Below are 25,985 nucleotides of genomic sequence, written 5' to 3'. Positions count from 1 at the left end.
CAACCCCCCTTCCCGACTTGCAAGTTGCCCCCGCCTACATGCCTGCGAGGTTGTCGGACACGGTGGAGGTCCGGGTGTTGAGGATGGCGTCGAACGAGTCGAGGACGGGGGTGTGCAGGTAGGCGCTCTGCAGTCGGATGCGGTCGGGGCCCGGGGCGAGGCCGGCGTTGGCCTGGGACCGTGCGCCGGGGCGTGCCTGGCGGAGATCGGCGATGCTGAGGCCGAGTTCGGCGTCGGCGAAGGCGGCTTCGATGCTTCCCGGCTCGGGCGCCTCCAGCGCGGTGGCGTCGACGGTGAAGCCGAAGCGGGCGTTCTCGTCTCGGGGCATGTCTGCGGTGTGTCCGGTGGTGCTCGTCAGGCCGACGGCGACATAGCTGTCGCCGAGCGCGTTCCGCAGGAACTGTCCCATCGGGAGCCCCGTGAGGTGGCCGTCGAAGGAGATCGGGGAGGTCTGGATGTGGGCGTTGTGGGCCATCAGCACGATGCGGGCCCCGGGGTCGAGGCGCTCCAGGTGCCACAGCACCGAGCCGGCCATGAAGTGGTCCCGGGCCGAGGTGTCGGCGGCCAGGCCCTTTCCGGCGAAGAGGTCGGACATGGCGCGGAAGGTGTAGTCGGCATGGCAGGCGCCTTCGAGGCAGCGCAGGGCAACGTCGTAGCCGTGTTGGCCGCCGCGGGAGACGTAGAACGGTTCGACGGAGCGGAACCGGGTGAGCAGGCGCATCAACGACGCGCTGAGGGCGTCCTGTTCGGCGGTGGCCAGGCGTCCCCACGCGGGTGCGGCGTCGGCCGCGGAGCCGCCGGCGAACGATGCGGCGATCCGCATCACCGTCTCGACCATCGGCAGGGTTTCGGGATCGGTTCGGCGTAGGTAGTCGGCGACCGGGGCGAGTGCCGGCAGCAGGGACCCGCCGGCCGCGGGGATGTCGATGCCGGCGAAACGCACCGGTGGCGAGGCCGCGTTGGTGCGGTTGTGTTGGCGTATCCAGCGCAGCGGTTCATCGACCCCCACGGGAATCGTTGCGGCGAGGTGGGCCGACAGGTCGGCGTCGGCGCCCTCCCCACGGGCCCAGGCATCGAGAGGAAAACCCTCGCTGAAGCCGTACTCGAAGGCCAGGGCGGTGAAGCCGCAGCGCTCGACGAGGAAGCGCAGGATGCGCTCGCGCATGACGGCGAACTCGTTGATGAAGTGGGAGTTCTCGCCGATCGCGACGACCCGGGCGGCGCCGACGAGGGTGCGCAGTGGCTCCAAGTCATCGAGCGGCGCCTCGGGGTCGAGATGGGCGAGCGGGACGGCATGGGCGCGGAGCCAGTCGGTGAACGGGTTGCGGGCGGGTGCGGCAGACATGCTGAGGGCGGCTCGATTCTGAGCGGGGAGGGGCGGGTTGGGGGAGTGGGGCGATGGACCTCGCGCTCGGACCGTGACGGCCGTCCGGCCGTCCGGCTATTCCGTCTCTTCCGCCACTTCCCTCTCCTCCCTCTCCTCCGTGAGTTCGGCCGCCGCCGCCTCCAAGTCATCGATGCTGCCGGACATGAGAGTGCGGACGTGCGCGGTGAGGTGGGGGAGCGGCCAGTCCCACCAGGCGAGGGCCAGCAGCCGTTCGATGTCTGGGTCGCTGTAGCGGCGACGGATGACGCGGGCGGGGTTGCCGCCGACGATGCCGTAGTCGGGGACGTCGTCGACGACCACGGCGCCGGAGGCGATGATCGCCCCGTGGCCGATACGGACGCCGGGCATCACCATGGACCGGTAACCGAACCAGACGTCGTGCCCCACCACGGTGTCGCCCCGTCCTTCCAGGCCGGTGATCAGGTCGAAGTGCTCGGCCCAGGAACCGCCCATGATGGGGAACGGGAACGTCGAGGGGCCGTCCATACGGTGGTTGGCGCCGTTCATGATGAACCGCACGCCCTCGCCCAGCGCGCAGAACTTCCCGATGACCAACTTCTCCGGCCCGTAGTGGTACAGCACGTTGCGGGTCTCGAAGGCGGTCGGGTCGTGGGGATCGTCGTAGTAGGAGAAGTCACCGACCTCGATCAGTGGGGAGGTGACGAGGGGCTTGAGCAGCACCACGCGCGGCTGGTCGGGCATCGGGTGCACCACGGTGGGGTCGGCGGGAACAGGCGGCATCAAGGATGGCTTCCTTTCTGAGGTGGTGTCTGGCATGAGGGGTTTCTGCGGGTCCGGAGGACTCAGCACTCGGCCGCGGACGCCCCGGTCGCCGGTATGTCCAGGCGGTTGCCCCGCCAGCGCCGTCGCAGCCGCCGATCGTGGCTGACGATGACGAGGGCGCCGTCGTACCCGTCCAGTGCGGTTTCCAGGTCCTCGACGAGGGCGGGTGACAGATGGTTGGTGGGTTCGTCGAGCAACAGGACCTCCGACGGCTCGCTCAGCAGGCGCGCCAGGGCCAGGCGTTGCAACTGCCCGGTGGACAACCTGCCGACGGGAACGGTGAGTTGCTCGCGGTCGAAGAGGCCCAAAGACATCAGCCGCACCGCGTGCCCATCGATCTCCCCACCCCCACCCTCACTCCCATCCCCATCCCCATCCCCGCCCCCGAATCCGGCCCGGCCACGGGCGAAGGCGGCCAGTACGGTCTCCTCCGGTTTTCCGGGGCGCGGCTCCTGGGGGAGGTAGCCGATCCTGCCGCGGCGGATGACGCTCCCGCCGTCGGGTGCGATCTCCCCGGCCAGGACGCGGAGCAGGGTGCTCTTGCCCGCCCCGTTCGGGCCCGTGATCAGCAGGCGTTCGTCCGCCTTGACGGTGAGGCTCGTGCGGTCGAGCCGTCCCGTGACGGCGACGTCGGTGGCGTCGAGTACGACGCCCTCCAGGCGGCGGGCCCGCAGTACGGGAGTGAAGCGCAGCGGTTCCGGTGGGGGCGGCACGGGGTCGGCGAGCAGACGGCGCAACCGTTCCTCGGCATTGCGCACCCGTCTGGCCAGCGACTGCTGCACCCGGCCGCCCGCCCGGTCGTAGGCCATCTTGTTGCCGTCCTTCATGGGACGGCCGGGGGCCACTTGGCGGGCGGTGGTCGCCGCGATCTCGCGGAGCCTGGCGAGGTCGGTTCGCCACCGGTCGTGTGCCTGGGCCCAACGCTGCCGGGCCGCCGCCTTCTCGGCGAGGTAGCCCGCGTAGCCGTTGCCGTACCGGACGACGCGGCGCCGATCGGCGTCCACCTCCAACAGGCTGGTGGCGACCCGCTCCAGGAAGACCCGGTCATGAGAGACCGTCACCGTGGTGCCGCGCCGGGCGCGGAGATGGTCTTCCAACCAGTTCAGGGCGGAGTCGTCGAGGTGGTTGGTCGGTTCGTCCAGCAGCAGCACCTCCGGAGCGGCCGCCAGGACGGCCGCGAGCCGCAACCTGACGCGTTCGCCGCCGGACAGGCCGCCCACGGTCCGGTCGCGGCCCACCAGCCCCAGGCCGAGACCGTGCAGGGCGCGCTCCACGCGGGCGTCGGCGTCGTAACCGCCGCGCAGTTCGAAGACGGTCACCAACTCGCCGTACTCGGCCAGGACCGACTCGTCGCCGTCGGCCATCGCGCCCTCCAGGCGGCGCATGCGCTCCTCGACGGCGCGCAGATCGCTCAACGCCCGGTCGATGACCTGCTGGACGGTCGCCTGCGGCGCCATCCGTGCGTCCTGGGCGAGATAGCCGACGCCGCCGGTGGCCTGGACGACGACCTCGCCCTGATCGGGCCGTTCACGCCCGGCGAGCAGGCGCAGCAGGGTGGTCTTGCCCGAGCCGTTCTCGCCGATGATCCCGGTCCGTTCGCCCGCGGCGAGCGAGCAGGTCACCGAGTCAAGAACGACCCTGCCATGGAAGGACTTGCTGACGGCGAGCGCGGTGATCTGGGTAGGCATACGAGGGCTCCAAAGCATTCGAGAACGAGGCGGTCATCAAGGGCCGCGTGGCCGGGCGAACGCTTTGGAAGAACATCGGTCACTCTCCTAGTGCGACAACTGCTACTTTAAGATGTTGGCACAGCACCGCCCCCTGAGCAATCGGATATCCAGTGATGACTCCCACAGGCAATGAACCAACTCCAGGGCCACCCCAAGAACCAACCCCAACCCCGGAATCAGAAGGCGCCCAGACGCCGCCCCGGCGGCGTCCCGGCGGCCGCACCGCTCGCATCCGCAGGCAGGTGCTCGACGCGGTCCTCGCCGAACTCGGCGAACACGGCTATGACGCCCTCACCACGGACACCGTCGCCGCCCGCGCCGGCGTGCACCGCACCACGGTCTACCGGCGCTGGGGAGACGTCGGCGGCCTGCTCGCCGACGTCCTCGACGCGGCGGGCGACGACGACTGGCAGCCAGCGGACACCGGTTCACTGGAGGGCGACCTGACCGCGCTGAACGAGGAGATCCAGACGGCCCTCACGGCCCAACCACCGGTCGTGACCGCCCTGATCGCCGCCTCGTTCCGCTCCGAGAAGGCCGCCGAAGCCCAGCAGCGGCTCTGGGAGGACCGATACGCCCGCTGCGAGATCGTCGTCGCCCGTGCCGTCCAACGCGGCGAACTCCCACCCGACACCGACGCCAGGCAACTCCTCCTCGCCGCCACCGCCCCGCCCTACCACCAACTGCTCCTCCTCCGCACGGCCCCCGACCCGCAACTCCCCGCCCGCGCAGCCAAAACCGCCGCCCTCGCCGCGGCGGCCGGCGCCTTCGCCAAGCCGCGGTCAACGGACGGAGAATGAGCGGAAGTTGAGCGGCGCGGGGCCTCTGCGCGTGCACGCTCGCGCTCACGTTCACGCGGATGCGCGGATACGCGCGCTGACGGCGGAAGCCCCCGGCCGGCCGGCGGGTGTTTGGGGTCGGACGGCCCCTGTCGCGGGCCGGGTTGGGGCCCGCACGCTGAAGATGTCGCAGCCCGTGGCGACGGAACAGTGGGGCGCAGGGAGGAGAAGGTGCCATGACGGACACGGCCACCGCCGTCCGCACCGTGAGCGCGGCGGTCTGTGCGCTGCTCGCCGACGGAAGTACGGTCCGGCTGCGGCCGGCGGACCCGACGGACCGCGAGCAAGTGCTGCGCCTCTACGGCGAGATGTCCGCGGACAGCCTGCGGAACCGGTTCTTCATGGTCAGCCGGCGCTCCGGCGAACGGGCCGCCGACCGGCTGTGCACCCCCGGCGGCCCCGGACACCGCACCCTCGTCGCGCTGCACGCCGACCGGCTGGTCGGCGTCGCCGAGTACGAGACCGACGACGACCCGAGCACCGCCGAGATCGCTCTGGCCGTCGCCGACGACTTCCACCGCCGGGGTGTGGGCACCCTGCTGTTGGAACACCTCGTGCACACCGCCCGGGAGAACGGTGTCACCGCCTTCACCGTCGACGTGCTCGCGGACAACCACCCCGTCCACCGCATCCTGGCCGACCTCGGTCTGCGTGTCACCCGGCGGTACGACGGCACCACCGTGCACGGCGTGATCAGCCTCGAACCCGACGAGCAGTACCGCTTGGCCGTGGACTTGAGGTGGCGCACCGCCGGCACCGCGAGCCTGCGGCCGCTGCTGCGGCCCCGTTCGGTCGCCGTCATCGGTGCCGGAACCAAGCCCGGTTCGGTAGGACGGGCCCTCCTGCACAACCTGCGCGAGGGCCACTTCCGTGGACTCCTCCACCCGGTCAATCCGCACGCCCACGCCGTCCTGCACCTCCCGGCGTTCGCGTCCGTCGGCGACCTGCCGCACCCGCCGGACCTCGCCGTCCTGGCGGTGCCGGCCGACGCCGTTCCCCGGGTCGCCGAAGAGTGCGGCCGCGCCGGGGTGAAGGCCCTGGCGGTGGCGAGCGCCGGCCTCGACGCCGTCCGCACCGCGGAGTTGACGGCGGCCTGCCGCCGATGGGGCATGCGGATGGTCGGTCCCCACTGCCTGGGCATCGCCAACACCGCCCCCGACGTCAGCCTGAACGCGACCCTCGCCGCGGACCGACCGCTGCCCGGCACGGCCGGCATCGCCGTCCATTCGGGCGGCGTCGGGATCGCGCTCCTGGATGGGCTGTCCCGACTGGGTATCGGCGTCTCCAGCTTCGTCTCGCTCGGCGACGAGCGGGACGTCAGCGGCAACGACCTCCTTCAGTGGTGGGAGTGCGACGGCCGGACCGAACTGGCCCTGCTGCACCTGGAGTCGTTCGGCAACCCCCGCGCCTTCTCGCGCACCGCGCGGCGCGTCACCCGGCGGATGCCGGTGCTCACCGTCGACGCGGGGCGTTCGACGGCCGGCCGCCGGGCCGCCGCCTCCCACACCGTGGCCGCGGCCACCCCGACCATGACCCGGCGGGCACTCTTCCGACAGGCCGGCATCACCGCCACCGACACCCTCGGCGAACTCCTGGACACCGCGGCCCTGTTGCACTCCCAGCCGTTGCCGGGCGGCCCGCGGGTCGCCGTGATCTCCAACGCGGCCGGCGTCGGCGTACTGGCCGCTGACGCGTGCGCGGGCGCCGAACTCGCCGTGCCTGAGCTGCCGTTGGGCCTCACGGAGGAACTCCTCGGCCAGCTCCCGGCGGGCGCCACCGCCGGCAACCCGATCGACGCCACCCCGGCCGTGACCGCGCAGGCCCTGCGCCGATGCCTGGAACGCCTCGCCGCCTCCGGAGCCGTGGACGCCATCCTCGTCGCGCTGGTCCCCACTGCCCTGACCACTGCGGCGGCGGGTACCGACCCGATCGCCGCACTCACCTCCTCCCTGTCTCCCGCCAACCCCACTTCCCCCGGCGGGCGTTGCCCGATTCTCGCCGTCCGTCCCGACCAGCCCGAACGCATCCGGCTGCTGCACACGGACGACGGACGGCCCGTCCCCTCGTATGGCGAGGCGCAGTCGGCGGCCCGCGCGCTGCGCCATGCCGTGGCGCGCGCCCAGTGGTTGGCCCGACCGCCGGGCCGCCCCGTGGAACCGGTCGGCGTCGACTCCACCGGGGCCCGCGCGCTGGTCGCCGAGTTCCTCGCCGAGGCCCCGGCCGGCGGCTGGCTGGACGCCCGCCGGACCGTCCAACTCCTGGACCACTACGGCATCCCGCGCCTTCCCCAGGCATACGTCACCACCGAAGAGGAAGCCGTCGACGCCGCCGCCCGACTGGCCAGCCGCTCCGGCACGGTGGCCCTCAAGGCCCAGGGCCCCGACCTCGTCCACACGTCCCAGCGCGACGGCGTGTTCCTCGACCTCCGCGGCCGCCACGCCCTACGGACGGCCTTCCGCGAGCTGACCGCCCGCCTCGGCACGGCGATGACCGGCGCGCTGGTCCAACCGATGGCGGAACGCGGCACCGAACTCCTGGCCGGCGTCGTCCAAGACGAGGTCTTCGGTGCGCTGGTCGTCTTCGGCTCCGCAGACACCCCCGGCGCACTCCTCACCGACCACGTCGCCCGTCTCGCCCCCCTCACCGACACCGACCTCCACGACCTGCTCACCACACCCCACTGCGCCCCACCGGCCGATCCGACCTCCCTCAAGGACCTGTTGGCCCGCCTCTCCCAGATGGCTGACGACCTCCCCGAACTCGCCGAGGCCCGATGCGCCCCCGTCATCGCCCGCCCCGACGGCAGCACCGTCGTCGACGCGCGCATCCGCCTGCTGCCGCGTCGACCGACCGATCCCTATCTGCGCCGCCTTCCGTGAAGCCGACGGTGCGTTGGGGATGTTGGAGCTGTTGTTGAACGCGCCCTGGTCGGGCCGGAGTTGGCCGAGCCCCGTCGTAGGCCGTCGCCCCCCGATAGGCGCCGGCTATCGCCGGCATTCGCAAGCCGTGGATGGTGCCCGGCCGCGCACTGGGACAGCCTGGCGGCACCCAGACGTGCGACGAAGGAGCAGGACATGGCCTACGGACCGCAACGGCAACCGGTGGCGGCGCACCATCTGCTGAACTTCATCGACGGCCGGTGGACGCCGGCCACATCGGGAAGCACCCGGACCAACCGCAACCCGGCCGACCTCCGCGACACCCTCGGGGAGTTCACCGAGTCCGGCGGTGCGGACGCGGGCAGGGCGGTGGCCGCCGCAGCCACCGCCCTGCCCGCGTGGCGGGCGCTGGGGCCGATCCGGCGGGCCGTCCACCTCACCGCCCTCTGCCGTCACCCCGGCCCCGCGCCTCCGCCCGATCAGCCTGTCCGCCGCCGAGACCGCCTCCTGTCGCCCGCGGAACGGGCGTTCCTGGGCGTGCTCCGCGGAGTCCGGCACTGGCCGGGGAAGCCTGACGACGACCCCGAAGCTGCTTCTCCCATAGCGTGAACGACTTGGGCGCCCCGCCCGGCTGCGGCTTGCCCGCCTTGTGGCCGACCACGCGGTAACCGGCGTTCTCGTAATAGGCGTTGAGCGGCACATTGCCGGCCAAACAGTCCAGGCGCACGCGCTCCCGGCCGACCGCAGCCACGCGCTCTTCCGCCGCCGTCAGCAGCAGCCTCCCCGTTCCAGGCGCGGCGACCTTCCGATCCACCATGAGCCGGTGCACATAGCCGGCGACGGGTGGCTGCGGACCCCAGGCAGTCTCATCCGTCCACCACAGTTCCCAGGCACCGGCGATCCGCCCGCCGACCTCCGCGAGCCAGACCTCGCCCTTTGCCATGACCCGACGGAAGTGGCCCTCGTCCAGCTCTCCTGGTCGCCACTGCCCGGTGATGCCGCGCGCCAGCATCCAGCGCGCCGCGTCGTCGCGGAGACCGACGAGGGCGGTCAAGTCGCCCTCGCCGGCGGGGCGAACACGCACCTCATGCACTTGCGGATCCACTCACTACTCGCTTGCGGATCCACTCACTGACGTCGCTGACCAAGGATGCAGAACTCGTTGCCTTCCGGGTCCGCCAAGACCACCCACGACTGGTCGCCCTGCCCGATATTGACATGCCGGGCGCCATGAGCCACCAGTCGAGCCACCTCGGCCTCCTGGTCATCGGGCCTGAAGTCGAGATGCAGCCGGCTCTTGGCCTTCTTGTGCTCGTCAATCACCACGAAGTTCAACCCCGGCAGGCGATCCGGCTCCGGGCGGATCTCGAACTCCTCGTCAGAGGAGTGCACCACCACCCAACCAAGCGCCTCGGCCCACCACTGCCCCAAGGCCGCCGGATCCACCGCATGGACAACTACCGCTTCCCATTCCCAAGTCATCCGCCGACGATAAGCCGGCCGGGCTTTCGGGCACCGGCATTTCGGAGAAGCCGCGGCGCCGAGGCCGTTCCGGCGGGCCGACGGCCGTCAAGTCCCGTCTGGTTACGGCCAGTTAGCGGCGGCGCCCCGATCCTAGGGCACCCCTTTCGGCGGGCTGCCGGTCAAGGTTGAGTCAAAGAGTTGCGTACCGACGCAAGTACGGGGGTAGGATTTCAGCCGTTCGAAGAGAGGAACCAAGGCACCTCGTTCGGTGAGGCGTCTTCGCGGACACAGGCCACTGACCCCACGACGTCGAGAGACGCCCAGGTTCAGGACAGGTCTCCCCGACCTAAGGGGTGACCCCAAGTGGCTTCCCCGGCAAGGGGATTACGCCGAGAAGTGCCAAAGCTCTGACGAGTTGGGGTGAGCCAGTCATCGTGGACTGGTCCGCTCTTTGCCGTGTCCGTTCGGCGCCCGCGTGCGCCCCGGCCGGAAGGAGGCGAGAGACACCATGGACGGTCATTGCAGTAGTCCGGGCCACAGTCGGCCCCGTATCCGTATGTCTTCTCCGACCTCCGGTACGCGGTAACAACCTCCCCTGCGCGAAATAGCACCCTCCCCCCACGCACCCGTGCGGCCACCGGCCGTGCCGGGGCGCTGTGCTGCGCGCTCGCAGGGGGGATCGCTGCTGCGTACCCCAAACCTCCCCCGATGGGGGACGGGAGGCTTTCATGTCCGACCTGACCACGACCACCACCGCCACGCCACCGACTCCGCCGCAGTCCACCGCGGTACTCGACGACGCGCACATCGGCGACATCCGCGGCGCGCTCGGCACCATCCGGCACGACGACACCGCCCCGCGGCGGGGCCTGTCCGCCAAGCTCAAGACGCTGCTCGCGATAGTCGGCCCGGGCCTGATCGTGATGGTCGGCGACAACGACGCCGGCGCCTTCGCCACCTACGGCCAGGCCGGCCAGAACTACGGCACCCACCTGCTGTGGACCCTGCTCCTGCTCATTCCCGTCCTCTACGTCAACCAGGAGATGGTGCTCCGACTCGGCGCCGTCACCGGAGTCGGGCACGCCCGCCTGATCCTGGAGCGGTTCGGGAAGTTCTGGGGCGCGTTCTCCGTCATCGACCTGTTCCTGCTCAACGCCCTCACGCTCGTCACGGAGTTCATCGGCATCACCATGGCCGCCGACTACCTGGGTCTGCCGAAGACCGGCTCGGTGATCCTGGCCGCCGCCATCATCATCGCGTCCGCGTTCACCGGCTCCTTCCGCCGCTTCGAGCGGATCGCGGTCGCGCTGTGCGCCGCCTCGCTGCTCCTGGTGCCGCTCTACTTCATGCTCCACCCCAAGACGTCGCAGATGGCGCACGACTTCGTGATCCCCGTCATCCCCGGCGGCAGCGGGCAGTTGGCCACCGTCATGCTGCTGATCATCGGCATCGTCGGCACCACCGTCGCCCCCTGGCAGCTCTTCTTCCAGCAGTCCTACGTCATCGACAAGCGCATCACCCCGCGCTTCATGAAGTACGAGAAGGCCGACCTGTGGATCGGCATCGCCGTCGTGATCATCGGCGCGGCCGCCATGATGGGCCTGGTCGCCACCGCGTTCGCCGGCACCAAGGGGTTCGGCAACTTCACCGACACCGCGGGCCTGATCACCGGCATCGAGGCCAAGGCCGGCAAGGTCGCCGGAGTGCTCTTCGCGATCGCCCTGCTGGACGCGGCGATCATCGGCGCCTTCGCCGTCTCCCTGTCCACCGCCTACGCCATCGGCGACGTCTTCGGCATCAAGCACTCCCTGCACCGCGGCGTCGGCGGCGCCAAGGGCTTCTACGCCGTCTACGCCGGCCTGGTCGCGACGGCGGCCACCATCGTGCTGATCCCCGGCTCCCCGCTCGGCCTGCTCACCCAGGGCGTGCAGACGCTCGCCGGCGTGCTGCTCCCGTCCGCCACGGTCTTCCTGCTGCTGCTCTGCAACGACAAGCAGGTCCTCGGACCGTGGGTGAACGGGCCCAAGACCAACGCCTTCACCGCGGCGGTCGTCGGCGTCCTGGTGTCGCTGTCGATCATCCTGACCGCCTCGGTGCTCTTCCCGGACATCAGCGCGGGCGCGATCCTCGACATCATGGCCGGCTGCGGCGTCGCCGGGGTACTGGCCGCCGGCTACGCCTTCACCCGCCGGCGCACCGCCACCAAGGAAGACCCGATCGACCGCACCGGCCGCGACTCATGGCGGATGCCGCCGCTCGCCACGCTGACCCGGCCGACCATGTCCACCGGCCGCAAGCTCGGCATGGGCGCCCTGCGCACCTATCTGCTGATCGCGATGGTCCTCGTCGTCGTCAAGATCGTCGAGGTCGCGCTCGGCAACTGACGTTCCCACGACGGCACTTGACCCTTCCCCTACCGGGGTGGCGGCGGACCCTCCCCGCCCGCCGTCACCCCCCATTACCCGCTCATCACCCCTCATCACCCCCTCACGGAGAAGGGAGGACACCCGTGCGCCTTCTCCCGCACCTCACCAAGCTCACCGCACCGGCCCGCCGGCAGCACCACGTCACCGACGGCCGGCCAGCCCCGCACACCACCCACCACAACCACCCCTGCCGACACCTCCAGTTGGCCCTGCACGACGGCATCGAGCAGGGCTACCTGCTCGACGTCCCCAGTACCTGCCCCAGCCCCTCGGGCCCGTGCGCCAGGTACGAACCGCGCGTGCACCTGGCCTACCTCCTCGCCCACCAGGGCCACGACGCCCACTGGCTAGCGCACTACGCCGACCTTCCGCTGGCCGCGGCCGAGCGCATCGCCGACGCCGCTACCGCCGAATCTCCGGTCAGATAAGGCCGATTCAGCGAGGCGGTCGACGACTGCGGGGTCCACGCCCCCGCGTCGCCGACCGCCTCGCTGTGCCGTATCTCCGTGTGCCGTATCTCCGTGTGCCGTATCTACGTGTGCGGTATCTGCATGTGCTGTATCTCCGTGTGCCGTCGCTCCGCCGTGTGTTCAACCGTGGCGTCCGGCCGCACCGGAGCCGGGCGGGCCGCCAGGCGCCGGGCGGCGGTGAGCAGCGTCGGGAGGTGCGGGTTGGTGGTGCGGTAGAGCACGCGGTGGCCGCTGCGGCGCACCCCGACCAGTCCCGCGGCCCGCAGGCGCCCGAGGTGCTCGGAGACGGCGGCGTAGGGGGCGCCGACGCGCTCCGTCAGCTCCCCGATGGCAAGCTCCCGCTCCTCGGCCAGAGCCTGGAGCAACCGCAGTCGGATCGGGCCGGCCACCGCCTTCAACAACGCTGTCACGGCGGTGATTTCGGCGACCGTCAGCGGCGCGGCGAGCGGAGCTGCCGCCGTGCGCGCCGGAAGGAAGGACGCGTCGGACTCAGTGAGCGCATGCACCGAACGCTCCCCTTTCCAGCGCGGAGGCGAGGGCGCGCGGATCGTCGTGCCGGTCCGGGGCCCGGTGCCAGTGCAGGTCGCGGACGGGCGGCATGCCGGAGAGCATGTCGACGAGTCGGTCCAGCAGGCCGGTTGCCGTGCTGTCCAGCGTGACCATCAGCTGTAGGTGAGTGGTGAACGCGTCGGACGGGTCGACGCGCACGGCCTCGACGCGAGCACCGGGCCGGCTCAGGGCCAGCACGCACAGCGCGCGTATGTGGGTCTCGGCGCCCTGGTCACAGTGGACATGGAGGGTGACCAGCTCGCGGGGGCGAACGGCCGTCGCCCCGGTGTCGGGGCGCTTGGTCTGCCTGAGGAGGGAACGGGGCAGGAATCGCATGACGGTATCCCTTGCATGCTCAGCGTTGCGGGAGGGCGACCCCCAACGAGCCGGTCGCCGGGCTTCGTTCATCAGGGGCGGGGCGTGGCGGTGGCCGACGGCTCGAAGGCGTAGCCGACCTGCCGCACGGTGCGGATCAGCGCCCGATGCCCGGGGCCCAGCTTCCGTCGCAGGCGGGCGATGTGCACGTCGATCGTGCGCAGGTCCCCTACGGCGGTCTGCTGCCACACCAACGCCATCAACTGCTCGCGGCTGTAGACCCGGCGCCGGTTGGCCACCAGGTACGCCAGCAGCTCGAACTCCATGCAGGTGAGCTTGAGTTGCTGTCCGCCGACCGACACCTTTCGGGTTTCGCAGTCGACGACGAGGCCGCGGATGCGGTGGACCGGCGCCCTGGGCAGATCGGCGGGCTCGTGCGGGGAAGGCAGCGGGCGCGGAACGGCCGCGTGGCGTCGACGCGCGCTGGAGGTGCGGGCGAGCAGGGTGTGGCGGAGCGGTCGGTGGTGGAGGTTCATGGTTGTTTCCCTCGGATCGGGGGCGTGGTGGCGAAGGGCATGGCGAGGCCCCGCCATGTGCCTGGTCTGGGAGCGGGGTTGAGGCGTGCGGAAGCCGCCCGCCACGCGAGCGCGCAGCCCGACCGCCCGGGTCGGCGAAAGCCGCACGGGTGCCTGGCAAAGAGCGTTCGCGAACGCGTCGGGGGAGTGGTGTTACCGCGTACCGGAGACCGAGAAAGTCATACGGGTAGACGACCTACTGTGCCCCGGACTGCTGCAACCATCGCAACTACTGCAACTACTGCCGTCCATGTTTCTCGCCTCCTTCCGGCCGGGGCGCGCGAGCGCGCCGTACGACTCGGCAGCGAGCGGACCAGCCCGCACGGCCGGTTCACCCCTACTCGTCAGAGCTTTGGCACTGCACGGCGTAATCCCCGTACAAGGGAAGCCACTTGGGGTCACCCCTTAGGTCGGGGAGACCTGTCCTGAACCTGGGCGTCTCTCGACGTCGTGGGGTCAGTGGCCTGTGTCCGTGCAGACGCCTCACCGAACGAGGTGCCTCCTTCAAACGTCCTCAAGCCTGCCTGATACTTGCACATCAACGCAACTTGTTGACCAAGCCTTGACGGTCCCCTCCTCGTGCCCGATACCGAAGGCGTGAAGGGACGCCTCGCTCCGTCGGTGCGGGCTGGTCCGCCACCCCCTGCAGAGTGGCGCCACCCTCCGCCTCTCAGCCAACCCCTCGCTGGGAGGCGGAGGTTGGCGGGCCGGTCGGGGAATCCCGCGATCACGGCACGGGTTGCACAACACATCAGCAGTAGTTGTGTGAATCGGCAGTAGTTGTGTGAAAGGTTCCCCGTGCGCGCCATACAGATCGATCGCTTTGGCACACCCGACGTCCTCCGCCTCGTCGACGCCGCCCAACCGGAACCGGCGCCGGGGGAGGTGTTGATCCGGGCCGTCGCCACGAGCATCAACCCCGTCGACGACAAGACGCGGGAGGGCGCCATCGGCGAGGGGACGCCGCCCCTGCCGCTGCAACTCGGTTGGGACTTGGCCGGGATCGTCGTCGATGGAGGGAACAGCGGGCTGCGGGCGGGGGAGCGGGTCATCGCGATGTCGCACCAGCTCGGCTCCGGCCGCGGGACCTGGGCCGACCTGGTGGTACTTCCGGCCCAGGCGGTGGCCCCGGCCCCGCAGGCGGTCAGCCTGGTCGAGGCCGCCACCTTGCCGCTGCCCGGGCTGACGGCGTCGCAGACACTGGACTGGCTTGAGGTGTCCGCCGGCCAGCGGCTGTTGATCGCCGGTGCCGCGGGTGCGGTCGGCGGGTTGGCGTTGCAGATAGCGCGCGCACGCGGAGTCACCGTCGACGCCCTGGTCTCACGGGACGCACAGATCGCCTTCGCCCGCGACTACGGAGCCGACCTCGCCGGCACCGACCGCGACGCCTTCCAAGACCGCAGCTATGACGCGGTCTTCGACACCTTCGGCGCCTTCCTGACCGACGCCGTGGCCGACGGCGGCCGCTATGCGTCGATCGCCACCCAAGCCGGCCCGGTCCCCGACCTGTCCGCACGCGGCGTCCGCACCACCGTCAACCAGGTGCATGAGGACGGAACAGGACTGGGTGAACTGACCAAGCTCGTCGACAACGGCGCCCTGAAGCTACGCGTACACGCCACCTTCGGCCTCCACGAGATCCAAGCCGCACACCACCGCTATCTCCAAGGCGGCCTGACCGGAAAGATCGTCGTGAACTTCTGAGCGATGCACAGCGTTACACAGCGCCGCGCCTCGTCCTCCGGCTCACTCCCGGGGCCGGAGTACCAGGCGCGGCAACGGCCTGGTCGGACAGGACACGCTTCAAGAGGAAGGCGTCAGCCCGCCCACGCGCGCAACAGCTTCTCCCGCTCCGCGCTCCGCGGCGATCCGTCCTCCTAGGCACGACCCCACTCCGACATCGCCGCCAGCGTCGTGGCCATCGTCGCGGCGCCCTCCGTGAGGCGGGACAGCAGGGCTCGGGAGAGGTCGACCTCGGTCTGGGAGTAGCCGTTGGCCGCGGCCACGTAGGCCGTCAACTTGTGGCCCCCGTCGGGTGTTTCCACTCCCACCGTCAGCGTCGGGGGCGCCCCGGTCGCCCGGCCCGAGACCGTGTCCATGGCGGCCAGATTCGTGGCCAAGAGCACGGCGATGTCCTTGACCGCGCCGACCTGTCGCAGCAGGGACTTCACGGGGACGTCCGCCACCGTCAGCGCGTGCACGTCCTCCCACAGGTGCAGGCCGGACTGGCCTTCGCCGAGGGCCACCACGCCCTCGGGGGTCAGGCGTACGCCGGGCGTCGCCCCGAACGGCTTCGCGCCCACGTACACATCGCCCTCGGCGATCCAGAACAGGCCCACCATGGCCATTGGTTGCTCACTTCCCCCAAGACGGCACGGCCGTCGTGCCCCACATCAAACGATCAGGTCGTCGTCCACCGTAACGTCGGAAGAGAACGGAAAGTTTCCGCAAGTTACCGTTCCCTCTCGCGACCTTTCCTCGCTGATGAGGTGCACCGAGGCAACGGGAAGAGGCGAGGGGAAGACGCCCGCCCGCACGCCCCTCAAGTCGCGCGGCCCCCGCGTAGGACTTCGAGCCGGCGGCCTGCTCGGCACCGCAGTGCCACCCCTGAGCCAGGCCGCCGACTCCCATCGAAGCCGCCCTACGAGCTACAGCGCCCGCTCCAGCCGCTCCGCCATCAGCTTGACGAACCGTGCCGGTTCCTTCGGCTGGCCGCCCTCGGCGAGCACCGCCAGGCCGTGCAGCAACTCGGCGGTCTCGGTCAGCTGCGTGCGGTCCTCGCGCTCCTTGAACGCCTCGTTGAGGCCCTTCACCAGCGCGTGATCCGGGTTGAGCTCCAGGATCCGCTTGGAGCGCGGCACTTCCTGGCCCATCGCGCGGTACATGTTCTCCAGCGCCGCCGTCGGGTCGTTCGCGTCGGAGACGACACAGGCCGGGGAGACGGTGAGGCGGGAGGACAGGCGCACGTCCTTGATGTCCTCGTCCAACTGCTCCTTCATCCAGCCGAGCAGCCCGGCGAACTCATCGGCCTGCTTCTCCCGCTCCTCGCCGGAGGTCTTCTCGTCCTCGCCGTCGAGGTCGAGCTGCCCCTTGGCGACGGACCGCAGCGACTTGCCCTCGAACTCGCCGATGGCGTCGACCCACACCTCGTCCACCGGGTCGGTGAGCAGCAGCACCTCGATGCCCCGGTCCCGGAACGCCTCCATGTGCGGGGAGTTCTCGATGGCCTGCCGGGACTCGCCGGTCAGGTAGTAGATGACGTCCTGACCGTCCTTCATCCGCTCCACGTACTGCGCGAGCGTGGTCGGCTCGGTGTCGTCGTGCGTGCTCGCGAACGATGCGACGGCGAGGATGGCGTCCTGGTTCTCCGGCTCGGTGACCAGCCCCTCCTTGAGGACCGCGCCGAACTCCCGCCAGAACGTGGCGTACCGCTCCTGGTCCTTGCCCATCATCTCCTTGACGGTGGACAGCACCTTCTTCGTCAGCCGGCGCCGCATCCGCTCGATCTGACGGTCCTGCTGGAGGATCTCGCGGGAGACGTTGAGCGAGAGGTCCGCCGCGTCGACGACGCCCTTGACGAAGCGGAGGTACGGCGGCAGCAGCGCCTCGCAGTCGTCCATGATGAACACGCGCTTGACGTAGAGCTGCACCCCGCGCTTGTACTCCCGGGTGAACAGGTCGTGCGGAGCGTGCGCCGGCAGGAACAACAGGGCCTGGTACTCGAAGGTGCCCTCCGCCTGGAGCCGGATCGTCTCCAGCGGCTCGCGCCAGTCATGGCCGACGTGCTTGTACAGCTCGTGGTACTCCTCCTCGGACACCTCGTCGCGCGAGCGCGCCCACAGCGCCTTGGTGGAGTTGAGCGTCTCGGGCTCGGGCGCCTTGTCGCCCTCGCCGCCCTCCGCGTTCTCGTCGCCCTCGCCGGTCGTGGCGGGGGCCTCGGACGCCATCCGGATGGGCCAGGTGATGAAGTCCGAGTAGCGCTTGATGATCTCCTTGATCTTCCACGGGGAGGTGTAGTCGTGGAGCTGGTTCTCCGGGTCGGCCGGCTTGAGGTGGAGCGTGACCGAGGTGCCCTGCGGCGCGTCGTCGACCGCCTCCAGCGTGTACGTGCCCTCGCCGCGCGACGACCAACGGGTGCCCCGGTCCTCGCCGGCCCGCCGGGTCACCAGGGTGACCTCGTCCGCCACCATGAAGCCGGAGTAGAACCCGACGCCGAACTGGCCGATGAGCCCCTCCTCTCCGGCCGCGTCCTTGGCCTCCCGCAGCTCCTGGAGGAACTTCGCGGTGCCCGAGTTGGCGATCGTGCCGATGAGCTGGCCGACCTCGTCGTACGACATCCCGACACCGTTGTCCCGCACGGTCAGCGTGCGGGCGTCCTTGTCGATGTCGATCTCGACGTGCAGATCGGACACGTCGGCGTCGAGCGAGTCGTCCTTCAACTTCTCCAGGCGCAGCTTGTCCAGCGCGTCGGAGGCGTTGGAGACGAGCTCCCGCAAGAAGACGTCTTTGTTCGAGTAGACCGAGTGGATCATCAGCTGGAGAAGCTGACGGGCCTCTACCTGAAACTCAAAGGCTTCGGTCGGCATGTTCGCGCGTACCTCACAGGTCCTGTTTTGTCGGAACTGGCGGCAGCCACTGTAAAACACCACGTCAGGGCGGCGGGAGCGTTCCGCTAGCCTCGACCGTCAGAGCGACCGGCGAATCCGTCGAAACCCGCCAAAACCCCCAAAGCCCCCAAGGCCCCGAAGAGATGCCGCCGGGCTGCCGAGACCGTCGAGCACCGGCCCCACGCCCGGCTCACCGGTCCGCGGGCCAACCAGCCCCCAGTCAGGGCCCTATGACCCCTGACGCCAACGACCGGGCCCCGCAACCCTGGAGAGGACCCTGCCGACACCACCGCCGTGCCGAGCCCTGCTCCTTCCGGCACGGACCGAACCACCCGGGAGGCACCCAGTGCTCACCCAATCCACCCTCGACGACACCGCCATCAAGTCGCTGGTGACCGACGCCACCATGGCGCCCTCGATGCACAACGCCCAACCGTGGCGTCTCGAATACTCCCGTTCCTCGCGCACCATGCGGCTCTTCGCCGACCTGGACCGCGCGATGCCGCTGGCCGACCCCACCACCCGCGGGCTCCATCTCGGCTGTGGCGCGGCCCTGTTGAACCTCCGTACCGCGGCAGCTCATGCCGGTCTCCGCACCGACACCACCCTGCTGCCTGACCCGCACACCCCCACGCTCCTCGCCTCGTTACGCTTCGACGAACCGCACGAACCCCTGGGCATGGGACTGCCCGAGCTCCACCACGCGCTCCGCACCCGCCACACCAGCCGCGCCCCCTTCTCCGAACGACGCGTCCCGGCCGGCCTCCGCGCCACCCTGTCCGGGGCCGCGGCCGGCGAAGGGGCGCGACTGGCGTTCCTGACCACCCCGCACCGCGAGGCCGTGCTCGACCTCATCCTCAACGCCGAGCGCTACGACCGCATGGACGACGGCCGCGAGGCCGAACAACGCAGCTGGACCCGCAACGCCGCCGCCGAACCCACCGCGGACGGGATCCCCGAGTACGCCTTCGGCCCCACCAAACGCGGCGGCGCAGCCCCGACGCGGGACTTCGCCGGCCGCCGCCCGATCCCCGGACGCCCCTACGCCGACTTCGAAAAAAGTCCGCAACTGGCCTCCCTCAGCACCACCCACGACGGCCCGGCCGACTGGCTACGCGCGGGCCAGGCACTCCAACGCGTCCTGCTCCTCGCCACCCACCACGGGCTCGCCACCTCCTTCGCCACCCAGCCACTGGAATGGCCCGACCTGCGCTGGCTGCTGCGCGACCCACGCTCCGGCGCCGGCCACGTCCACATGATCCTGCGCCTGGGCTACGGCCCCAACGGGACGGGCACTCCACGCCGACCGGCGGACGAGGTCCTGACGATCACTTCCTGAGCCCCGATGCGAGTGGGCGGCTGAACCGCCCTGACCCATCGGACCGGCCCCAGCCCAAGGCTCACCGCCGCCTGACGTGCACGCCAGGCGGCGGTGAGCCGGCGACACCCCTACTCGGAGGCAACCGCCTTGGGGCGCTGGGGTGCTGGCGCTCCGCCCCCCGGCTCCCTTGCCAGCACCGCCGTGAGCACGTGCGTCAGCGTCCGCGCCGGGTTGTCCGGCGCCGCCGCGGTGCGCCAGGCGACGACGCCGTCCGGCCGGACCAGGCTCGCTCCCGAGGTGTCGATCCCGTACCGAGCATGGAACTGGCCGTCGGTGTCGGTCAGTTCCATGCCGATCAGGTGCGTGCGGACGGCGACACCGAGGCTCGCGGCGACCTGCTTGGCCGCATCGGTCCAGAAGCCACCCGTCACTCCGGACAGCAGCACGAAGTCGTGCCCGAACAAGTCCACCGTGGAGACGGTCGCACCGTCCCGGTTGCGCAACCACACATGTGGGGCGCGGAACCCGGGGCGTCCGGTCGGCTCGAACGGGTCCTCCGCGTCGGCCGGGTCATCGTCCTCGGTGAGCACCGCGGCCGAGCGGTAGCGGAACCCGAGCGTGAGCTCGATGGCCTTCTGCTGTTCGGAGACCTTCTCCGCGTCCTTGGCGGGTGCGGCGAACCCGCGGGTGTCCCGCAACCGCAACGACTCGGCCACCACCCGCTCGGCGATCGAGCGCCGCTCGGCGTCGTAGCTGTCGAGCAGCCCCGACCCGGCCGAACCGTCGAGCACCGCCGCGAGCTTCCACGCCAGGTCGAAGGCGTCGCCGATGGCGGTGTTGCCGCCGAACCCGCCGATCGGCGGGGTGACCTTGGCCGCGTCACCGGCCAACAGCACCCGCCCCACCCGGAACCGGTCCGCCACCGCCGCCGCCATCTCCCACGGCTGCACGGCCCTGATCCGCACCTCAAGTTCGGGCAGTTCGGTGAGCGTCCGGATCAGCTCGGCGCACCGGTCGGGGGTGAAGTCCGCGGGCGACTCGCCCTTGTCCGGATCGTACGAAGTGCTGAACAGATGCCGCCCGTTGACGGTGTCGACGGGGGCGAACACGCCGGCGACCTGACCGTTGCGCACTATGTGCAACGTGGGTCGCTCGTGGTCGATCAGTTCACTGAGATCGGCATCGAAGATCATGTTGACGTTGTGCGAGAGGCCGCCCGGACCATGCCGGTTGACACCCAGCGCCTCCCGCACCCCGCTGCGGGCCCCGTCCGCCGCGACGAGGTAGTCGGCGCGCACCTCCGTCGTCGGCTCGCCACCGCGCTCGCGCAGCACCGCCGTCACCCCGGTCGCGTCCTCGGTGAACGACACCAACTCGATGCCGAAGCGCAGTTGGGCACCGAGCTCCTCAGCACGCTCGCGCAGCACCGGCTCCGCCTTGTCCTGGCCGGCCATGCCCCACACCGCCGGGGACAGGGCCCCCGCATTGGCGATGACGTCATCGTGGACGGACTCCTGGAAGGCCGGCCCCCGCAAACTGGCCGCGATCCGGACCCGGAACCCCGTGGCCGCAGGCCCGCACGCCTGCATCGCGTCGGCGACGCCGGCGAAACCCAACAACTCCATCGTGCGCTGGTTCTGTCCCACCGCCCGCGGGAACGGCGAGGTGCCGGAGCGCCGCTCCACCAGCAACACGTCAACTCCCCGCTGAGCCAGGAACATTGCGCTGGACAGGCCGGCCAGTCCAGCGCCGACGACCAGAACTGACACCCGGTCACCCATGATTGATCCCTCTCGCCATGTACCGCTGTACCCCCGTTGCCTAACAGGCCAAATCCCCCGCCGCCAACTGGATTTCGGACGACCGCGCGCTCGCCGCGGACGCCGAGCTCAGCAGAGCTTTCAGAAGAGGTTCTTGACGAGTTCGGCGGCCAGCGGGCCGTTCGGGTCGCGGCGGAACTGGTCGAGGGCGGTCTTCGCCAGGACCATGCGCAGGGCGCGCCACGACAGGTCGGAGTAGGTCGTGAACGGCTTGACGTGGTGGGGCTCGCTCTCATCGACGTAGTAGAAGACGTCGACGCTGTCCGGCACGGCGGACTCCGGGTCGTAGGGCTCGTAGTGGTCCATCGACAACTTGTGCTCGTCGAGGTAGACATGGAAGCTGGCGGCGAAGTCGGCGGTGTTGTTGATCTGGTCGGGCGGGACGGCTCGACCGCCGTCCATGGGACAGAACACCTTGTGCACGTCGTAGGTGTTGCCGGAGAGCCAGGCACACCTGCCCGGCGTCAGCGTCACCAGGCCGCGCTTGTCGGCCTTCCAGTCCAGCTTGCTGTAGGACATCACGTCGAGTTGGCCGGCCAGACAGTAGATGATGCCGGTGGTGTTGCCGTGGGAGTGCATCGGGGAGTAGTGCCCGGCGGGCCACAGTTCCAGGACCACCGGCGAGCCGAAGTCGCCGCTGTCGCGCGCCATGGGAAGTGTCGGGTCGTATCCGTACTGCTCCGCGAGGTCGTCGTACTTGCCGCGTCCGGTGCACGCCACCCGTACGTAGGGAGGGTGACTGGGATCCTCCTGGGACTTGCGGCGCAGGATCTCCCGCAGCAGGCGCGGCCGTTCGTCGTCGGTGCGGGCCGGCTCCAACTGCTCGCGCAGTGCCTGGTTTTCCCAGGCCGCCAGCCGGATGTTGGTGGCCTTGTGGGCCAGGTCCATGACGGCCGGCGGAACCATCATCTGGCGAACGTACTCGTCGAACGACGATGCCTGGTCAATGACGAGGGAGGGACTCAACAGGTCGGCGGCGACGCGCAGTTGCCGGTCTTCGGCCTTGGTGAGGTAGAAGGGGGCCTGCCGCGAGTCCGTATCCGTCGTGATGTAGAAGGGAGCCTGCCGGGAGTCCGATTCCGTCATTCCTGGGCCTCTGCCTCTCTCCGAACGGGGTGGGGCGCGGCGCCGTGCCGTGGCGCCGGATGCCGCATGCATCGTGTCAGTGGCCGCGCGCCGCCCGGCGCAGCACCGCGACACGTACGCACGAAGGAGTGAGGCGCCGCGGCGGCCGATGTGATGCGGTGACAAGGCGTGCCGCGCCGTATCCGGCCCCGACCGGCGTTCGGCCACCCGTACCAAGCGTGGCGCACGCCGACAGGCGGCGTGCGCAGTGCCTCCAGCGGGAACTTGGCGGGGTGCCGCGGGCAGCCGATGCCGGCGTCCAGCGCGACACCGGAGTCGGGCGCCCGTCTACCGCGGTTCCTGCGTTGGAGGCCCCTATCAAGCGTCTACACGCGTGTAGTAGCTTGCGGTCGCAGGTACTACTCACACAAGGAGCGCTCATGGGACCTACGTTGATCAACGGGATACCCGCGCACGTGCTCTTCGTGCATCTCGTGGTCGTGCTCGTGCCGTTGACGGCGCTCGCCGTGGTGGTGTGCGCCAGCCGGCCCGGCCTGGCCCGGCGGTTCGGGCTTGCCCTGCCGGTGTTGGCCATGGTGTCCCTGATCAGTGTGCCGATCACCACCCACGCCGGAGAGTGGCTCAAGCACCACGTCGACAGCGACCCGCTGGTGCGCGAGCACGCCGAGTTGGGTGACGGGCTGCTGCCTTGGGCGGCGGGCCTGTTCGTGCTGGCGGCGGCGCTGTGGTGGATGCACCGCCGCACAGGGGAAGCACCCTCGACCGAAGCCGGAGGGCGACGGTCGGCGACGCGCGCACCGGGTGCGCTGCGCGTGGTGGCGATAGCGCTTGCGCTGGTGGTGGGCGCCGGCGCGGTGGTGCAGACCTATCGCATCGGGGACTCGGGAGCCCAAGCGGCCTGGCACGACAACTTCTCCACTACGTCCACGCGGCACGGCTGAGAAGGGCTCGGGTGGGGAAATCCCGCTTGTGCCGAGCGGGGCCCGGCGCTCGGATGCGGATCTCCAACGCCGGTACCAACGCCGCTACCTGTGCGCAAGACCGGGACCGCGCCCGCATCTTCGTGGCTTCTGCCAGTACAGCGGCCCGTCGCGGTGCAGGAAGACTGCCCGCCAGTGGCCGCGGCCTGTCCCGGGTACGGGGGCCGACGCCAAGAACATGGCGGCGCCAAGGACATGGCGGACGAAGCACGAGGAGGGCACGGCACGATGAGTGCACAGCAATACGACGAGATAGGCGAGGCGTTCGAGGGGTTCAAGGCCCTGCCGCTGGCGCACTACGCGGAGGTGCCCAGCTTCCTGGGCATGGTCGGCGACGTACGCGGCAAGTCGGTCCTCGACCTGGCCTCCGGCACCGGCTTCTACAGTCGGGAGTTCAAGCGGCGCGGCGCCGCGGAGGTGCTTGGAATCGACATCTCCGGCGAAATGGTCGCCGCGGCAAGGGAGTTGGAGGACAGCAATCCGCTGGGTGTGCGCTACGACGTGGGCGATGTGGCCGAACTCCGGCCCCTCGGGCGGCGCTTCGACGTCGCCACGGCGGTCCAACTGCTCAACTACGCACCGGACATCGCCGCCATGGAGCGAATGTGCCGCAACGTGCACCGGAACGTGGCGCCCGGCGCCGAGTTCTTCCTGCTCGTCCAGACGCCCGACTACCGCTTCGACGGACCGCTCCTGCACAAGTACGGCTTCCACACCGAGCTGACCGGGGAGGAAGACGAGGCCGGACCCCGCGCTCGGACCACGGCACTGCTCGACCCGCCGATCGAGATCGTCGCCACCTGCCCGCGCCGCGAGGTCTACGAAAAGTGCCTGCGGACGGCCGGGTTCAGCGAGCTGACCTGGGTCCCACTGGAGGTGTCCGACGCCGGCGTGCGCAAGTTCGGGGCGGACTTCTGGACGGACTTCCTCGCCAACCCGCCGCTGGAGATGCTGCGCTGCCGCGCCTGACGCATGGCTGACCGGCCGTGGCGGTGGCTCAGCTGTCACGATCACCGGTTGCCCGGCGGCGTGCGGATTTCTACCCTCGGTGCCATGGCCACTCAGCAAGCCGCCGACGCGGCCCGCGCCCCCCGCCGCACCGTGACCGCCGCCGTCGTCCAGGCAGCCGCCCCGCTCTTCGACAAGCAGGCCGCCCTGACTCGCGCCGACGAACTCATCCGCGAGGCCGTCGCCGACCACGGCGCGCAAGTCGTCGTCCTCCCAGAGGCGTTCCTCGGCGGCTACCCCAAGGGCCTGGACTTCGACGTCACCGTCGGCATGCGCACCCCGGCCGGCCGCGAGCTCTTCCGCCGCTACCACGATGCTGCCATCGACGTCCCCGGCCCTGAGGTCGGCCAACTCGCCGGCCTCGCCCGGGAACTCGACTGCCACGCCGTCGTCGGCGCCGTCGAACGACAGGGCGGCACCCTCTACTGCGTCGCCCTCTACTTCGGCCCCGACGGCTACCTGGGACTGCACCGCAAGCTGATGCCGACCGCCGCCGAACGCTACCTGTGGGGCCAGGGCGACGGCTCCACCCTCCCGGTCATCGACACCGGCACCGCCCGCCTCGGCGCCGTCATCTGCTGGGAGAACTACATGCCGCTGTTTCGCACGGCCATGTACGCCAAGGGCGTCGACCTGTGGTGCGCACCGACCGTGGACGACCGCGATGCCTGGCAGGCCACCATGCGCCATATCGCCCTGGAAGGCCGCTGCTTCGTCCTCAGCGCCAACCAGTACCTACGCCGCGACGGCCTCCCCGCCGACCTCCACCCCACCCAGGGCGACGCACCCGACACCGTCGTCATCGGCGGCGGTTCCGTCATCGTCTCGCCGCTCGGCGAGCTCCTCGCCGGCCCGCTGCGCAACGGCGAAGGCATACTCTCCGCCGAACTCGATCTCGACGACCTCACCCGCGCCCGCTTCGACTTCGACCCCACCGGCCACTACGCCCGCCCCGACATCTTCACCCTCCACGTCGACGAGTCCGCTCACCACTCCGTCACCAGTGACTGACTGGGCCGGCGGATGACTGGCAACATCCGGCTGATCTCAAGGGCTACTTCTGGCCGTAGCGCCAAGACACCGCGCCATGTCATCACTTCACGGCATCGTGTCAAGGCATCACGACCATGGGGGCGTGCCGTTGCGCGTCCGAAGTGAGCTCGTCCGCGGCCTCGATCAGTGCGCGTAGGGACTTGACCAGGCCGGTGCGTTGGTCGGCGGGGAGGCGGGTGACGATCGTGCCGATCTCCTCGGAGCGGTGGGCCAGGACGTCGTCGACCAGGCGCCGGCCGGCCGGGGTGAGGCGGAGGACCACCTCGCGGCGGTTGGTGGGATTGGTCTGCCGGTCGACAAGGCCGACGGCCTGCAACCTGTCGACCATGCGCAGCGCCGTGGAGGCGTTGACCTCCAACGCGGCGGCCAGCGCGGCCAGTTTGCCCGCACCGTGACTGTGCAGGACGACCAGGGTGCGGAGTTGGGGGAGGGTGAGTGTGGGATCGGTGGCGGCGAGCGAGCGGGCGGAGATCGCGACGAAGAGCCGGGAGGTTTCCATCAGGGCAGCGGTGACCTCTTCGACGGTCTCGTGCACATCGCGCTTCGGGGCCGTTGCTTCGCCGTCACGGGGAGTGGACTGCTTCATGGTCTTTCGCCATGGTCAGGTGGGGTGCCGGGGTTTCCCCTGGCAGTGAACGGGCGCCGGGAGCCGTGCCGTTGTGGGTGCCTATTTATCCACTTTTGGCTGCTTTA

Annotated in this window: 22 protein-coding genes and 2 riboswitches; of the genes, 9 read left to right on the top strand and 13 right to left on the bottom strand. The window is 70.3% G+C overall.

Features of this window, described 5'->3' with window-relative positions; genetic code table 11:
• Positions 1 to 34: 34 nt before the first annotated feature.
• From ACFVFQ_RS13550 to abc-f, 3 genes are all read right to left on the bottom strand, one after another.
• Positions 35 to 1,345, bottom strand: a complete 1,311-nt coding sequence (locus tag ACFVFQ_RS13550) for an erythromycin esterase family protein (RefSeq protein WP_383413848.1) — start codon at positions 1,343 to 1,345, stop codon at positions 35 to 37.
• A gap of 96 nt (positions 1,346 to 1,441) precedes the next feature.
• Positions 1,442 to 2,089 carry a CatB-related O-acetyltransferase gene (locus tag ACFVFQ_RS13545; protein ID WP_383414376.1) on the bottom strand — a complete coding sequence of 216 codons (648 nt, stop codon included), beginning with the start codon at positions 2,087 to 2,089 and terminating at the stop codon, positions 1,442 to 1,444.
• Positions 2,090 to 2,190: 101 nt separating this feature from the next.
• A complete protein-coding gene (gene abc-f, locus ACFVFQ_RS13540; protein ID WP_383413845.1) occupies positions 2,191 to 3,858 on the bottom strand; it encodes a ribosomal protection-like ABC-F family protein in 1,668 nt (555 codons plus the stop codon).
• A 155-nt stretch (positions 3,859 to 4,013) separates the two neighbouring features.
• On the opposite strand from abc-f, the gene ACFVFQ_RS13535 reads away from it, so the two are divergent.
• Together ACFVFQ_RS13535 and ACFVFQ_RS13530 are read left to right on the top strand one after the other, a co-directional pair.
• Positions 4,014 to 4,700 (top strand): TetR/AcrR family transcriptional regulator, encoded by a 687-nt coding sequence (locus tag ACFVFQ_RS13535; protein ID WP_383413842.1) that lies wholly within the window; start codon positions 4,014 to 4,016, stop codon positions 4,698 to 4,700.
• 215 nt (positions 4,701 to 4,915) lie between these two features.
• Positions 4,916 to 7,618: a GNAT family N-acetyltransferase gene (locus ACFVFQ_RS13530; protein ID WP_383413840.1), complete on the top strand. Its 2,703-nt coding sequence runs from the start codon at positions 4,916 to 4,918 to the stop codon at positions 7,616 to 7,618.
• A gap of 436 nt (positions 7,619 to 8,054) precedes the next feature.
• Here ACFVFQ_RS13530 and ACFVFQ_RS13525 read toward each other — a convergent pair whose 3' ends face one another.
• Together ACFVFQ_RS13525 and ACFVFQ_RS13520 are read right to left on the bottom strand one after the other, a co-directional pair.
• Positions 8,055 to 8,723: a GNAT family N-acetyltransferase gene (locus ACFVFQ_RS13525; protein WP_383413837.1), complete on the bottom strand. Its 669-nt coding sequence runs from the start codon at positions 8,721 to 8,723 to the stop codon at positions 8,055 to 8,057.
• A gap of 23 nt (positions 8,724 to 8,746) precedes the next feature.
• The gene (locus ACFVFQ_RS13520) at positions 8,747 to 9,100 is read right to left on the bottom strand and encodes a VOC family protein (protein ID WP_383413834.1); all 354 of its coding nucleotides are present in this window, start codon (positions 9,098 to 9,100) and stop codon (positions 8,747 to 8,749) included.
• A gap of 235 nt (positions 9,101 to 9,335) precedes the next feature.
• Positions 9,336 to 9,509: riboswitch (M-box (ykoK) riboswitch) on the top strand.
• A gap of 301 nt (positions 9,510 to 9,810) precedes the next feature.
• Here ACFVFQ_RS13520 and ACFVFQ_RS13515 point away from each other — a divergent pair.
• Entirely contained in the window at positions 9,811 to 11,466 is a 1,656-nt protein-coding gene (locus ACFVFQ_RS13515) for an NRAMP family divalent metal transporter (RefSeq protein ID WP_383413831.1), read from the top strand.
• Positions 11,467 to 11,591: 125 nt separating this feature from the next.
• A complete protein-coding gene (locus tag ACFVFQ_RS13510) occupies positions 11,592 to 11,936 on the top strand; it encodes a hypothetical protein (RefSeq protein WP_383413828.1) in 345 nt (114 codons plus the stop codon).
• Between the two features lie 104 nt (positions 11,937 to 12,040).
• Here the strand turns inward: ACFVFQ_RS13510 and ACFVFQ_RS13505 are convergent, their stop codons facing one another.
• The 3 genes from ACFVFQ_RS13505 to ACFVFQ_RS13495 form a co-directional block, all read right to left on the bottom strand.
• Complete coding sequence (locus tag ACFVFQ_RS13505) at positions 12,041 to 12,484, bottom strand: ArsR/SmtB family transcription factor (protein ID WP_383413825.1); 444 nt, start codon at positions 12,482 to 12,484, stop codon at positions 12,041 to 12,043.
• Positions 12,468 to 12,863, bottom strand: a complete 396-nt coding sequence (locus tag ACFVFQ_RS13500) for a hypothetical protein (RefSeq protein ID WP_383413822.1) — start codon at positions 12,861 to 12,863, stop codon at positions 12,468 to 12,470. Before ACFVFQ_RS13500 ends, ACFVFQ_RS13505 begins: the two co-directional genes overlap by 17 nt.
• Before the next feature lie 71 nt (positions 12,864 to 12,934).
• Complete coding sequence (locus tag ACFVFQ_RS13495) at positions 12,935 to 13,378, bottom strand: winged helix-turn-helix domain-containing protein (RefSeq protein WP_383413819.1); 444 nt, start codon at positions 13,376 to 13,378, stop codon at positions 12,935 to 12,937.
• Positions 13,379 to 13,745: 367 nt separating this feature from the next.
• A riboswitch (M-box (ykoK) riboswitch) is annotated at positions 13,746 to 13,919 on the bottom strand.
• Between the two features lie 296 nt (positions 13,920 to 14,215).
• On the opposite strand from ACFVFQ_RS13495, the gene ACFVFQ_RS13490 reads away from it, so the two are divergent.
• A complete protein-coding gene (locus ACFVFQ_RS13490) occupies positions 14,216 to 15,121 on the top strand; it encodes an NADP-dependent oxidoreductase (RefSeq protein WP_383413816.1) in 906 nt (301 codons plus the stop codon).
• A gap of 173 nt (positions 15,122 to 15,294) precedes the next feature.
• Here the strand turns inward: ACFVFQ_RS13490 and ACFVFQ_RS13485 are convergent, their stop codons facing one another.
• Positions 15,295 to 15,759 carry a hypothetical protein gene (locus ACFVFQ_RS13485; protein WP_383413813.1) on the bottom strand — a complete coding sequence of 155 codons (465 nt, stop codon included), beginning with the start codon at positions 15,757 to 15,759 and terminating at the stop codon, positions 15,295 to 15,297.
• A 306-nt stretch (positions 15,760 to 16,065) separates the two neighbouring features.
• Positions 16,066 to 18,003 (bottom strand): molecular chaperone HtpG, encoded by a 1,938-nt coding sequence (gene htpG / locus ACFVFQ_RS13480; protein WP_383413810.1) that lies wholly within the window; start codon positions 18,001 to 18,003, stop codon positions 16,066 to 16,068.
• A gap of 367 nt (positions 18,004 to 18,370) precedes the next feature.
• Between htpG and ACFVFQ_RS13475 the strand changes: the two genes are divergently transcribed.
• Positions 18,371 to 19,363: an Acg family FMN-binding oxidoreductase gene (locus ACFVFQ_RS13475; RefSeq protein ID WP_383413807.1), complete on the top strand. Its 993-nt coding sequence runs from the start codon at positions 18,371 to 18,373 to the stop codon at positions 19,361 to 19,363.
• A 110-nt stretch (positions 19,364 to 19,473) separates the two neighbouring features.
• On the opposite strand, the gene rdmE is transcribed toward ACFVFQ_RS13475, so the two are convergent.
• Together rdmE and ACFVFQ_RS13465 are read right to left on the bottom strand one after the other, a co-directional pair.
• A complete protein-coding gene (rdmE, locus tag ACFVFQ_RS13470) occupies positions 19,474 to 21,126 on the bottom strand; it encodes an aklavinone 12-hydroxylase RdmE (RefSeq protein WP_383413804.1) in 1,653 nt (550 codons plus the stop codon).
• A 120-nt stretch (positions 21,127 to 21,246) separates the two neighbouring features.
• Positions 21,247 to 22,251: a hypothetical protein gene (locus ACFVFQ_RS13465; RefSeq protein WP_383413801.1), complete on the bottom strand. Its 1,005-nt coding sequence runs from the start codon at positions 22,249 to 22,251 to the stop codon at positions 21,247 to 21,249.
• 419 nt (positions 22,252 to 22,670) lie between these two features.
• On the opposite strand from ACFVFQ_RS13465, the gene ACFVFQ_RS13460 reads away from it, so the two are divergent.
• The 3 genes from ACFVFQ_RS13460 (at position 22,671) to ACFVFQ_RS13450 (ending at position 25,250) form a co-directional block, all read left to right on the top strand.
• The gene (locus ACFVFQ_RS13460; RefSeq protein WP_383413799.1) at positions 22,671 to 23,192 is read left to right on the top strand and encodes a DUF2231 domain-containing protein; all 522 of its coding nucleotides are present in this window, start codon (positions 22,671 to 22,673) and stop codon (positions 23,190 to 23,192) included.
• Positions 23,193 to 23,459: 267 nt separating this feature from the next.
• On the top strand, positions 23,460 to 24,200 hold the full coding sequence (locus tag ACFVFQ_RS13455) for a class I SAM-dependent methyltransferase (protein ID WP_383413796.1): 741 nt from the start codon (positions 23,460 to 23,462) through the stop codon (positions 24,198 to 24,200).
• 84 nt (positions 24,201 to 24,284) lie between these two features.
• The gene (locus tag ACFVFQ_RS13450; protein ID WP_383413793.1) at positions 24,285 to 25,250 is read left to right on the top strand and encodes a nitrilase-related carbon-nitrogen hydrolase; all 966 of its coding nucleotides are present in this window, start codon (positions 24,285 to 24,287) and stop codon (positions 25,248 to 25,250) included.
• A gap of 100 nt (positions 25,251 to 25,350) precedes the next feature.
• Here the strand turns inward: ACFVFQ_RS13450 and ACFVFQ_RS13445 are convergent, their stop codons facing one another.
• Complete coding sequence (locus tag ACFVFQ_RS13445) at positions 25,351 to 25,878, bottom strand: MarR family winged helix-turn-helix transcriptional regulator (RefSeq protein ID WP_383413790.1); 528 nt, start codon at positions 25,876 to 25,878, stop codon at positions 25,351 to 25,353.
• Positions 25,879 to 25,985: the final 107 nt, after the last annotated feature.

It is taken from the genome of Streptomyces sp. NPDC057743 (assembly GCF_042798755.1).
In the GTDB taxonomy this organism is placed as follows: Bacteria; Actinomycetota; Actinomycetes; order Streptomycetales; family Streptomycetaceae; genus Streptomyces.
This window is presented reverse-complemented; position numbering and strand designations above follow the sequence as displayed.